12 protein-coding genes are annotated in these 11,334 nt (G+C 35.5%); 4 read left to right on the top strand and 8 right to left on the bottom strand.

Annotated elements, in window-relative coordinates; genetic code table 11:
* Positions 1–391 precede the first annotated feature (391 nt).
* Both WC623_RS18475 and WC623_RS18470 read left to right on the top strand, forming a co-directional pair.
* The gene (locus WC623_RS18475) at positions 392–1,660 is read left to right on the top strand and encodes a hemolysin family protein (protein ID WP_372853819.1); all 1,269 of its coding nucleotides are present in this window, start codon (positions 392–394) and stop codon (positions 1,658–1,660) included.
* 75 nt (positions 1,661–1,735) lie between these two features.
* Positions 1,736–4,108: a tetratricopeptide repeat protein gene (locus tag WC623_RS18470; protein WP_372853817.1), complete on the top strand. Its 2,373-nt coding sequence runs from the start codon at positions 1,736–1,738 to the stop codon at positions 4,106–4,108.
* A 294-nt stretch (positions 4,109–4,402) separates the two neighbouring features.
* Here WC623_RS18470 and arsB read toward each other — a convergent pair whose 3' ends face one another.
* Genes arsB through WC623_RS18450 form a run of 4 tightly spaced genes read right to left on the bottom strand, consistent with a single transcriptional unit; the run spans position 4,403 to position 6,978 of the window.
* Positions 4,403–5,482, bottom strand: coding sequence for an ACR3 family arsenite efflux transporter (gene arsB / locus WC623_RS18465; protein ID WP_372853815.1), 1,080 nt, complete (start codon positions 5,480–5,482; stop codon positions 4,403–4,405).
* Positions 5,483–5,484: 2 nt separating this feature from the next.
* The gene (locus WC623_RS18460) at positions 5,485–6,099 is read right to left on the bottom strand and encodes a protein-tyrosine-phosphatase (protein WP_372853813.1); all 615 of its coding nucleotides are present in this window, start codon (positions 6,097–6,099) and stop codon (positions 5,485–5,487) included.
* 26 nt (positions 6,100–6,125) lie between these two features.
* Entirely contained in the window at positions 6,126–6,593 is a 468-nt protein-coding gene (locus WC623_RS18455) for a DUF6428 family protein (protein WP_372853811.1), read from the bottom strand.
* Positions 6,594–6,648: 55 nt separating this feature from the next.
* Positions 6,649–6,978: an ArsR/SmtB family transcription factor gene (locus WC623_RS18450; protein WP_372853809.1), complete on the bottom strand. Its 330-nt coding sequence runs from the start codon at positions 6,976–6,978 to the stop codon at positions 6,649–6,651.
* 171 nt (positions 6,979–7,149) lie between these two features.
* On the opposite strand from WC623_RS18450, the gene WC623_RS18445 reads away from it, so the two are divergent.
* Positions 7,150–7,992: a hypothetical protein gene (locus WC623_RS18445; RefSeq protein WP_372853807.1), complete on the top strand. Its 843-nt coding sequence runs from the start codon at positions 7,150–7,152 to the stop codon at positions 7,990–7,992.
* Positions 7,993–8,013: 21 nt separating this feature from the next.
* Here WC623_RS18445 and WC623_RS18440 read toward each other — a convergent pair whose 3' ends face one another.
* Positions 8,014–8,388, bottom strand: coding sequence for a nuclear transport factor 2 family protein (locus WC623_RS18440; protein WP_372853805.1), 375 nt, complete (start codon positions 8,386–8,388; stop codon positions 8,014–8,016).
* Between the two features lie 353 nt (positions 8,389–8,741).
* On the opposite strand from WC623_RS18440, the gene WC623_RS18435 reads away from it, so the two are divergent.
* Positions 8,742–9,092 carry a hypothetical protein gene (locus WC623_RS18435; RefSeq protein WP_372853803.1) on the top strand — a complete coding sequence of 117 codons (351 nt, stop codon included), beginning with the start codon at positions 8,742–8,744 and terminating at the stop codon, positions 9,090–9,092.
* A 186-nt stretch (positions 9,093–9,278) separates the two neighbouring features.
* Here WC623_RS18435 and WC623_RS18430 read toward each other — a convergent pair whose 3' ends face one another.
* From WC623_RS18430 to WC623_RS18420, 3 genes are all read right to left on the bottom strand, one after another.
* Entirely contained in the window at positions 9,279–9,635 is a 357-nt protein-coding gene (locus WC623_RS18430; RefSeq protein ID WP_372853801.1) for a response regulator transcription factor, read from the bottom strand.
* Positions 9,636–9,806: 171 nt separating this feature from the next.
* Entirely contained in the window at positions 9,807–9,983 is a 177-nt protein-coding gene (locus WC623_RS18425) for a hypothetical protein (protein ID WP_372853799.1), read from the bottom strand.
* Positions 9,984–10,074: 91 nt separating this feature from the next.
* Positions 10,075–11,253, bottom strand: a complete 1,179-nt coding sequence (locus WC623_RS18420) for a sensor histidine kinase (protein WP_372853797.1) — start codon at positions 11,251–11,253, stop codon at positions 10,075–10,077.
* Positions 11,254–11,334 lie beyond the last annotated feature (81 nt).

Below are 11,334 nucleotides of genomic sequence, written 5' to 3'. Positions count from 1 at the left end.
TGTAAACTACCAATTCTATCAGCTTTTCTTTAAATTCTTCTGGGAACTCAAACCTTGATAATGACTGTTCTTCCATATTGCTTTACGTTTTTCCAAAAAACTGTATAGCTATAGACGGATAAGACCACAACTGCTTTAACACTGGTTTGTTACTAGAAAAGCAGTAGCAGACCAGTAGCTGACCAGTAGCTGTTATACACCAAACCACCATAATCCTTGCAAATAATACGGAAGCAACACACTCCCCATGCGCAATAAAATTAACTTTAAGATCACACAAACGTAGCTTTATGATAAAACTAGTAAATATCCTTCTTGTATATCAATCATTTTTAATACATAACAGCGGCACCATCTTTCGCTATATTTGAAAAAATCAAATCATAGCAGTTTGGAACTCATCATTATATTTATACTCACCTTATTAAATGGCTTTTTTGCCTTATCTGAAATTGCACTTGTTTCTGTAAAGAAAAGTAGAATTGAACACCTCGCTGCCCAGGGGAACAAAAGCGCAAAAACAATTTTAAATCTATTAGAAAATCCTGAGAACTTCCTTTCCTCTGTTCAGGTTGGGATAACGCTTATAGGAATTATTTCAGGTGCTTATGGAGGCGCTGCACTTACAGATGATATGGTAGGACTCCTATCCCAACTGGGTTTTGTTGGTGAATCTGTTCGTACCATTTCGTTGGTTATCGTAATTGGCGGAATTACCTATTTCACTATTGTAGTAGGCGAACTGGTCCCCAAAACCATTGCAATGAACAATTCTGAAAAGATCGCTTTGGTAACCGTACCTATCATCCGAATTTTTACTTTTGCAACCTTTCCATTTGTAAAACTCCTTTCTGTTTCCACTAATTTATTGCTTAAACTTTTTGGCATTAAGGAAAATGAAGCAGAGCGAATTAGTGAAGACGAATTAAGATTTATGTTAAAAACGGCAGGGAAGCAGGGTGTATTAGAAAACGAAGAAAGCCAGGCCATGCAAAACCTATTTTCTTTTACAGATCAAACTGCAAAATCACTTATGACCCATAGTTCTGAAGTCGAATGGATCAATTACAATTGGAGTAAGGAAACCATATTTGACAAAGTAAAAGAAAGTGTTCATTCCAAATTTATTGTTGGCGACGGGAGCATCGATAACCTTAAAGGAATGATTTCTATCAAAGATCTACTGGAAAATTATAATCGTCCAGATTTTCATCTTGATCAGATTATATCAAGGCCAATTTACGTCATTCAAAATACACCTGCATTTAAAATCCTCAGCCTATTTAAAGACAAGAGGCAATACTTGGGAGTAGTTGTTGATGAATACGGAAGCGTAAGAGGAATAATCACCCTTCATGATCTGATTGAAGCCATAGTTGGAGATTTACCTGACGAAGATGAGACAGATGAAATGAATATTATCCGTAGAGAAGACGGGAGTTATTTGCTTAATGGTAAGACAACGATATTTGAAATAAACCAGTATTTTTCTAAAGAAATGATTGAAGATAAAATCGGCAACTATTCTACCATTTCAGGTTTTATGATCGACCATTTAAAGACCATGCCTCATGCTGGTGATGTTGTCATTTATGATAATCTTAAATTTGAAATCATGGATATGGATGGGGTTCGAATTGATAAAGTCTTAATGACGTAATTGGCACAATTTTTAACAACTATTCAAAAAGAAAGCAGGAAAAAAAATTACAGAAAACTTAGAAAATGCACCTCAATGAAAAAATTTTCAAACGAACTTAACCATATCATAGAATTATACAATACGCTTAATTTTTCAAATGAAGACGATTTGTTGTCAGAAATTAAAAACAAAAACACCTGCGAAAATATTCTGGCAATAGTCCAAACTATACTTAGCAAAGAGCCACATCATTTTGATGCAGTATTGTGGCGTATAAGGATAAATAACAGCCCCGATTTTAACAATACATCCGCCATACAAGATGACTGTAATTTTATACTAAATACGAGTACAGATATAACTAGTAGACTACAAGCCTATGATTGGTTGATCTATATTTACCTGGAAAAGCTATCGTTAAGTGATATTGCTATCGAAACCCTACATGATAAACTATCTGAGGTTGCTGGCATAAAAGATAATTGCACTTTACAAGACCAGGCTTTTGGCGATACATATTACCGATTGGCTGCTCTCTTTCAGGAAAAAGGAGATGAATCCGAAGCGGTCAAATATTACATGAAGTCGTTTAAACATGCACCAAAACTGACACCCAGAAATTATGAGGGTGGGATGTTTTTGCTGGAATTAGAAAAATTTGATGAGGCAGAACAATTATTATCATCACATTTTGAATTAGCAGATCCTGCTGAGTGTAAAGAATATGCAGAAAAGATAGAGGAGCTCTTTAACCAGGGAAAATTAAATAGACACTGGAATTTATTTAATTTATTTTATCCCACTGCATTTGATATGCCAACAGAATTTGGATACAAAAACCGTCAGGAGTTTGTAGCGAAATATCTGCCTGTTATTATTAATGAAACTGAAAAAAATCCAACAAATTCCATAGCCTGGAGGATGTTGAGTAACAACTATTACTTTAATGATAAGAATGCCAAAAAAGGCTTTGATAATCTGACCAAATATTATGAAATAGTTGAAGAGGTAAAGGATGTAGCGATTGAAAGGTATTATGACACTGCTGAAGACTTAAATATCGATTTACGAAGTATCGATATTCCAATTTATCCCGATGGTGCAGTTTGCTACCATATACTCACTACCTATCTGGAAAAGGGCAATGAAGCACAAGATAAAAATGATCATTATTCGGCTCAAATGTATTATGAAACGGCAAACAAATATGGTTTAGCTGGCTACCATGCATTTGATACTTACTTTAATAGTAATAAAGGCTTATCAATCAACAATGAACCGCACACTTTTGCAATGCTTTGCAATAATCTGGGCATCGTAATTAAGCAAGTGTCCTGGTATCAGCACAAAAGCTATCTTAATGACGAGTGTAAATTCGCCTCAGACATACATTGGCAGGGTTATCAGATTTCTCCTTTTTGGGAAAACTTAGATAATGGAATGGAAATTTCATGGAGAAATGAAAATGCCCTGAATCTGGAGAAATTCTGTCTTGAGGTTCTGGCAAATTTCGATTATTATAAAAATATTCTGGAAGCTGAAAAGTGGTATAAGGTCATGTTTTACCTCATAACTGCTTACCGACAATTAGATAAATATGAAGAGGCAAAACAGATTTATGAGCAAACTATCCAAAAATTTGAAGAAAACGGAGATGAACATAAAACAATTGTAAGTACAGTTCTGGATACGGCTATTGTATACTTCAACTTTTTAATGGCTAAGGGTATGCACCATCAAAGTATAAGTTATATAAGCAATTTATTTAGCAATCCGGTTTATCAGAAAATGCAACGTGAAAAAGCAGAGAGTTTTAATTACTATTTTATGGCTAATGCTCATCTGGGATTAAATGATAAAGATGAGGCTCAAAAGTATTTTAAACTAATTACAGAGAAATTTGCAAACACGCAATCAAGTTACATAAGCGATGTAGTTGATGCTGCTAAAACTAAATTGAATATTATAAATGCTGGACAGAACTTCGATGAAGTAGTTGTTTCTCTTTATAAAACTCAGCCTACACGAATCTTTGATTATCCTTTAAAGGCAAAAGAAGAAAACACTAAATATTTAAAACAGATTTTAAATTTAGTGACCAATAACAAAATGCCTTCGTCGTCCGCATGGGTAGAGAAAGATATGTACATTGGTTTTGAACTTAGAACAAAAAGATCTGAGAATGAGGAAATATACGATTCGTTTTTTTACATCCATCTAAAATCAGAAGACTTAGGTATAAGGTATGAACTTGTAGAATGGAAAGATGTAGAAAGTGGTTTTTTTGGTTTGTCGAAAAAAATAGTGGATCGCAATGCTTTTTATGTGTGTTTCTATACAGCGTATAGTTCAAATACATCTGATACACGAACAGAATTTGAAATGGCATCAGAACATTTGCAGCAAAAGGCTCAATATTTATGGAAAGAATGGATCAATAAACTGCATTATTATAAGGCCAATTAAAATGAATAGTTTACTACCACTAATTGTTACGACTGTTTTAGCCAATCTTTTGACGTAATTACTGTATACAATTAATGCAAACCAGCCCGTTGGTAACTGGGCAGGCTTGCATTTTCTGTATTTGGAAATGTCCCTTGTATGGCTTGTTGCATTGGTAAGCTTAATTGTTTTTTCAATAAGACAAAGGAAAATTATTTTTCTTGGACCTAAGTTGAAATGGACTCTGTTGGTTATGTTGTTTTGCACGCCAATTCCAATGATGGGTTTGTATCATATTACCCATAACCTTATGACTTAACTGGCCGGATTTGCTGTTTTATAGTATTTTTTCCTGAACCAGAAAGCAAGATTTACAAGTGCAATTAAAGCTGGTACTTCAACTAGAGGTCCTATCACCCCAGCAAATGCTTGTCCGGAATTGATGCCAAAGACACCAATAGCAACAGCAATAGCCAATTCAAAGTTGTTTCCTGTAGCGGTAAAGGCTATTGAAGTACTCTTAGCATAATCAGCTCCAAAATACCGTCCCGCAAAAAAACTGATCACAAACATAATAGAGAAATAGATGACAAGCGGAATAGCTATTCTTATCACGTCCATTGGGATTTGAACAATAAGTTCCCCTTTCAAACTAAACATCACAACTATGGTGAAGAGTAATGCAACTAAAGTAATTGGCGAGATAAAAGGTATAAATTTGTTTTGAAACCATTCCTCTCCCTTCATAGCAATTAATGCATACCTACTGATTACACCCATCGCAAATGGAATACCCAAATAAATCCCCACACTTTTAGCAATTTCGGAAATCGTGATATTTACATCTAAACCTTTCAAACCGAAATACGGGGGAAGAACAGTAATAAATAAGTATGCAAACACACTGTATAACAATACCTGAAAAATACTATTCAGTGCAATTAATCCAGCCGCATATTCACGATTTCCTTCAGCTAGTTCATTCCAAACCACAACCATTGCTATACACCTGGCCAAACCAATTAAAATCAATCCAACCATATATTCAGGATAATCCTGTAAAAAAGCAATAGCAAGAAAGAACATCAATGCAGGACCAATTACCCAATTCAACACTAATGAAACGCTTAACACCTTTATATCCTTAAATACTTTACCCATTTGCTCGTACTTAACCTTTGCTAATGGCGGGTACATCATTAAAATCAGCCCTATTGCTAATGGAATATTTGTAGTACCACTTGAAAATGAATTGATAAAACTTGAAGAGGATGGGATAAAAAAACCAATGGATACACCGATAGCCATCGCCAGAAAAATCCACAGCGTGAGGTAGCGATCTAAAAAATTTAGTTTTTTTCGCTCTGCTGTAGGCGCACAAGTATTTGCAGACATCGTTATTTGATTTGTGAAAATATGTAAAACATTTCAGTTGCAATCTGCAAGCTTCTTTCCTGATATTTTTCTGTTTGCTGTGGAGTATTATCAAATGCTTTTGGATCATCAAATGGTATAGGAATACGCTTCTCTGCCCCGGAAATGAATGGACAGCCCTCATCGGCCTGTGAGCAGGTCAATATTGCAGCGAATGCACTTGATGGATTAAACTCATGATCATAAGTTTTCGAAAAGCCGATGACAGGATGTTCATTATCACCATATTTTATGGCATATACTGGATTATTACCTTCGTCAATAATATGAATTTTAAATCCCGATTGTTTCAAGGTTTCGGCAACTACAGGAAACAATGCAGTAGCTTCTGTTCCTCCCGAATAACAAAACACATTTTTAATACCATAATAGGCTGCCGCTGTCTGCGCCCAAACTTGAGAAAGATGACTTCTACGTGAATTGTGTGTGCATATCAGGTTAAGCCGTACTTCCTTTTGGTCATTGTGCTTATCTTGAATAAAATCAATTAGCGGTTGTAATATCACCTTACGATCTGGTGTGATGCTATCAAACTTTAATGTGAGAACTACACTTTCAAGTTCCTTAAAAAGTTTCATTTTCATCGTCATGTTTATTCGTTAGATTAACAGCACCCACCACCCGGCGTACAAGTAGAACCCGAAGCCAGATTTATCATTTCTATTTTTTGTTTTTCGGCAGGGACACCACATTTGTCCATCGCAAGACAGGCAGTTTTCTTAGCTATCAAAAGAAAGTTCTCACCATCGTAACCTAAATCGTATTTACCAATTGTTTCTGCCTGGTACTCTACTTCAATCTCTAAATCTTCCATTCCCAAAACCTCTTCTGAAAGAGAAATGATATGGAGCAATTTTCCTGCTTTTAAACGGTGTTCATAATCATCAGCATCCCACAATTGGAAATTAGCCACTTTTTCATGACGCACCGTTCCACCACAGTCAATAAAGTCTTTTGTAATAATGCCTACCTCGGTTACATGAAAATGTTCGGGTACTGAATTACCATTTTCCAGCTTAAAGTTTACACCTTCAACCTTGGCAAGGATTCCTTTTATTTCTGATAGTTTCATAATTTATGTATTTATAGTATTATTGCAATTTAACGATTGATGTAAGCAAAAAAAGTTAACAACAGGACGTCTCACCTTTGTACTGGGCAAAAAAGCCCCCCAATTGTTTCTCCAACAATTTCCAGGTTTTCGGATTGATACAGTAACAGATACTAACCCCTTCTATTGTTCCTTGTATAATTTCTGCATTCTTTAGCTCTTTTAAATGTTGTGAAATGGTAGCCTGCGCTAAACCAAGTTCTCCAACAAGATCACCACAAATACAAGTATTTGAAATTAATATCCTTTGCAGGATAGCAATTCGTGCAGGATGTGCCATAGCTTTTAATAAGGTCGCCAGCTGGTTCTGCTCATCTGTAAATATTTCTGTTCTTGTAACTCCCATAACTATACATCGCAATATTACGATAATAATATTTTTAATCCAAACTTTATGTTAAAAAAAAATAATTGAGTTTTCTAATCATAGAAGCTTAACCAGCAATGATTTTTAGATATCGACTTATCGTATTTCAAATAGAAAAAAGTTATATTTGATAAGATGATCAAAACTCCTATGAAAACTCTTTACCTATTCATTGTAACTATCCTTTTCTCCATCCAGCTATTTGCACAATCAGGAAACAAACAAGATGTAGTTCTGAAAACCAATGGCGAAGAAATGAAGGGAAAGGTAACAAAAATCACAGATACAGATATTTCATTTGTCTACTCCAATGAAACATTGGAATATACCATCAAGAAATCAGATATTCTGAAAATAACTCATGCCAGCGGAAGGGTGGAAAATTTTAGCCAACCGACCAATCCGGCACAGACCCGTCAGAGTGATGCTGTCTCTATGTCTGCCTCTCCTGCTGACCACCATAATAAGATTGCTATCCTGCCTTTTACTTTTATGATGGATAATCAACCTGGTTCAGAAGAAGTGGGTATGAAGGCCCAACAGGATACATATGACTTTTTAACAAAACATTCGGCTGGTTACTCGATTTTAGACCCCAGGAGTACCAATGCTAAACTAATCAAAGCAGGTATCACTCGTGACAAAATGATTGGGTTTACTATGAAGGAGATCTGTGATGTTTTGAGTGTAGAATATATAGTTGATGGTGCTGTCACTCAAAACAAAGGATATGCTACAACATCTTCAAGCGGAACTACTAACGATAAGGTAAAAAGGGACGGAAGCGATAAGTTAAAAAGTGTTTCTGGTTACAACACCAGCTATAGTAATGCTGTACAACGATATGACGTTGCCGTAAGCTTACATATATATATGGACAATAATGCCAGCATCTACAATCAAAGTCATAAGGCCTTCTTAAGTAATACTGACGGATCATATAGCAGTCCGCTGGAATATCTGTTAAAACGCTGTCCGCTTTACAGGAAGTAATATGAAATTATATCTTTCCTTCTATTTATTCAGATCAGATTCAGTATGCATGGCACACACCCAAGTGAAATCTTCCTTTACCCAGGTTGAGGTACATGCACATTTACCTGAAGGTTTAGGATCTTGTACCCCGTATTCCAATTCTACCAGGTAAGCGATTATTGCGCAACTTTTAGAAATAACGTCGGCTTGAGGCTCAGAAATATTCAGAACCTTTAGTCCACTTCCATCTCCAGAATCAAACATCTTTTTAAATGTAGCTTCATCCACACTCCTGATCCCATCTTTACCAGCAATGATACAAGGGAAACGAGTAAGCTTTTTAACGGTATCAAAATCACGATTTTCCATCGCGTTCCAATACCTTTTCTCTAATTCAAGAATTTGATTTTCCATAACATTTATGTTTTGATAGTTCATATAACAAAAATGTATTACATATAGTTTTCTATACTAAATCAGACAAAGAGGCCAGAAAAACTAAATCCTGGGTTTAACTGGCTTGTCATAGCATCTGTTATACTGGAGAATTAAGAAATGTTTAATGGGGAATATTATACCAATTTCCCCATTAAACCCCGGTAAAAACTCAACAGGTTATTAAAATGCATTCTTATTTTTTAGCATTTAAACTTCATTTTTGTGAAGATTTAAAGGTATTCCATAAAAATTAAAAATAAAAAGCCCTGATCTTTAAAACTGGCATTATTGCTGCAATTGGAGGGTTTGTAAGTTATCCTAACCAAATTATGAACCCATCCAATCGCTTTGACTGCCATTCTTATTTAGATAACACAAGCTTAGCCATTCTTGAGATTTCGACCAAAGCCAATTTTTCTGATCCGACATCCAGATCTTACCATTGGTTAATGATCAATAAAAGCACACTTCATGTTAAAGTATTGCAACTCCATTCAAGAGATGATTCAACTTATGTACAGGAACGTTTTTTTGACATAGGATATTTGAAGTATGACGCAAATGCGGGCGTTTTCATCCCTCAGAATTCACAGGAACTACATCCTCTGGACAATCTAACTTGCAATGACATACCATTACATTTATTAAAAGCAGTAGAAAATTACTTATGTGTAGTCTAATAAATAGTTCTTCTGTCCTACTTTAGGAAGTATGGTCAGGATATTATTATTTACGCAGATAAGGGGTTGTGATTTTATTATATAAATAAAGGCTACGCACTTATACATAGCCTTTATTTATATAATGATCCCAATGGAAATAACTGATTGCAATGGAATCACAACAATCAATCATTTCAGCTTCAGTTACAATAACTTGTTTATTCTTTTGACAATATAATCAATATCAAAAGGCTTACTGATATAATCATTTGCACCTGCAGCAATGCTCTTTTCTTTATTAAGATCGCTCGCCGACATTACAATGATTGGAATATGTTTGGTAAACGGGTCTGTTTTAAGATCAGAACATATATCCGCACCATCTCCATCAGGTAACATCACATCTAAAATAAATAAATCTGGCACAGAATCTTTCAGTTTACTTTTTAGTTCACTAAATGATGATGAAAGTTGTAGCTCATAACCTTCATCTTTAAGCAAAACACCGATGATGTATCTGATATCCTCATCATCCTCAAGCACATGAATTCTTTTGATCATAGTTAATTTTGGTTTACAGTTAATTCTGCTTTTTATACAGCAACAATTTTGCCATATATTCAATAAAAAAAGCTTTTTGTGCTAAAAACATTTTTTAATTAAAAAAGCATCCTCTCGCGAGAATGCTTTTGGGGAATACAAGGGATTTATTATCCTCACACACTATAAATTTTAATCATTTTCGCGTTTGCGCTGATTATCCTTACTTGAGGTTTGATCAGAACGGTGACCGCCTGAATTGGAAACACCCTGCTGTTTTTTGTCTTGTTTAGGATTATGGAAAAACCTGTCAGAAGTAGGTTTGCCCTGATCATTTCCAGTATTTTTTTGATTGGGTTGATTTTTCATACTCGTTAAAATTACATGATAAAAAGATTACCTTATTTATATTAACAGACATGAGCATGATATGTTTAGCTTATCTTGATTTTATATATGATTAAATAGGCAAAGCAAATGAAAACGTCGACCCTTTATTCAGTTCACTTTCCACCCTAATCTTGCCACCGTGTAACTTGAGTATCTCTGCAACCAGGTAAAGGCCAATCCCAAATCCAGTGACATGTTGTTTTCGGCTATTATCAACTCGGTAAAACCTTTCGAAAAGTCGGGACTGATCTACTTTGGAAATGCCATATCCCTGATCTGTTACACTAAATTCTACGGCGCTTTCATTTAATACACACTTAATGACAACAGTTGTTCCGTTTGGCGAATATTTGATCGCATTCCCTAACAGATTGGTCAACACTTGGCCAATCTTTTCCCTATCGGCAGTAATCATTACCTCAGCACAACCTTCATATTTAATCAGATGAGAAGAGCTCAGTGTTAAGGTATCACTCAATACTTCTTCTATAAGTCCGGTTAAAGAAAAGTCAGAAAGATTTAGCGACATCTTTCCCTCTTCAAGTCTAGAAAGATTCAAAAAGTCTTGTATCAAGGCTGTCATTTTTCCGGTTTGGGTTTCTGCACGGACCAGTACATTTTGTGTAAATGCATCCTTTCTTTCGACGGCTTTTGCCAGCGCGAGCTGTACATAAGAACGCATGGAAGTTAGTGGTGTTTTAAGTTCATGACTCACGATAGCTATAAAGTCATTTTTACGTTGTTCTTCCTGCTTTTTATCAGTAATGTCCCTCGCTATTTTTGAGATACCTATAATTCTACCAGTCGAATCCAAAACTGGAGAAATTGTAAGAGAAACATCTAAAAGCTTTCCATACTTGGTGATACGTTTGGTCTCAAAATGATCTACACGTTTCCCCTTCTTCAATTTTGAGATGATCTTTGGCTCCTCTTCCAAACGGTCTGCCGGAATCAACTTTACAATCGACTGTCCGATCATTTCTTCTGAAGTATATCCAAAAAGACGTTCGGCAGAGTTGTTCCAACTGGTTACAATGCTGTTAAGATCCTTGCTAATGATGGCATCATCAGAACCATCCACTATGGCCGCCAACATTGCACTGCGCTGCTCTGCAAGACGAAGCTTCGCTCTCAAGATCTCCTGATCTCCATCCACTGTATCCATTTGCTTCCCAGACAACCTTTTTTCAGTAATTGCGTCATTCAACCCTTCTAAATATTCATTCTCTGAATTGTCATTTTCTTGCATACATTAAAAGTACTAAAAAAGCAGATATTCAGTTTCTGATTTTTAAGAAAGATCCAATTTCTTATCCAATTCCTAGTCCTA

Source organism: Pedobacter sp., assembly GCF_041645105.1.
Classification (GTDB): domain Bacteria; phylum Bacteroidota; class Bacteroidia; order Sphingobacteriales; family Sphingobacteriaceae; genus Pedobacter.
The sequence above is the reverse complement of the archived record's forward strand: the minus strand, read 5'-3'. Positions and strand labels throughout refer to the sequence as shown.

Excerpts from the sequence above, each read along its gene's own strand:
- WC623_RS18445 (WP_372853807.1), top strand. The coding sequence starts at position 7,150 with ATGAAAACTCTTTACCTATTCATTGTAACTATCCTTTTCTCCATCCAG.
- WC623_RS18460 (WP_372853813.1), bottom strand. The coding sequence starts at position 6,099 with ATGAAACTTTTTAAGGAACTTGAAAGTGTAGTTCTCACATTAAAGTTT.
- WC623_RS18450 (WP_372853809.1), bottom strand. The coding sequence starts at position 6,978 with ATGGGAGTTACAAGAACAGAAATATTTACAGATGAGCAGAACCAGCTG.
- arsB (WP_372853815.1), bottom strand. The coding sequence starts at position 5,482 with ATGTCTGCAAATACTTGTGCGCCTACAGCAGAGCGAAAAAAACTAAAT.
- WC623_RS18425 (WP_372853799.1), bottom strand. The coding sequence starts at position 9,983 with ATGAAAAATCAACCCAATCAAAAAAATACTGGAAATGATCAGGGCAAA.
- WC623_RS18470 (WP_372853817.1), top strand. The coding sequence starts at position 1,736 with ATGAAAAAATTTTCAAACGAACTTAACCATATCATAGAATTATACAAT.
- WC623_RS18455 (WP_372853811.1), bottom strand. The coding sequence starts at position 6,593 with ATGAAACTATCAGAAATAAAAGGAATCCTTGCCAAGGTTGAAGGTGTA.
- WC623_RS18430 (WP_372853801.1), bottom strand. The coding sequence starts at position 9,635 with ATGATCAAAAGAATTCATGTGCTTGAGGATGATGAGGATATCAGATAC.
- WC623_RS18435 (WP_372853803.1), top strand. The coding sequence starts at position 8,742 with ATGAACCCATCCAATCGCTTTGACTGCCATTCTTATTTAGATAACACA.
- WC623_RS18440 (WP_372853805.1), bottom strand. The coding sequence starts at position 8,388 with ATGGAAAATCAAATTCTTGAATTAGAGAAAAGGTATTGGAACGCGATG.
- WC623_RS18420 (WP_372853797.1), bottom strand. The coding sequence starts at position 11,253 with ATGCAAGAAAATGACAATTCAGAGAATGAATATTTAGAAGGGTTGAAT.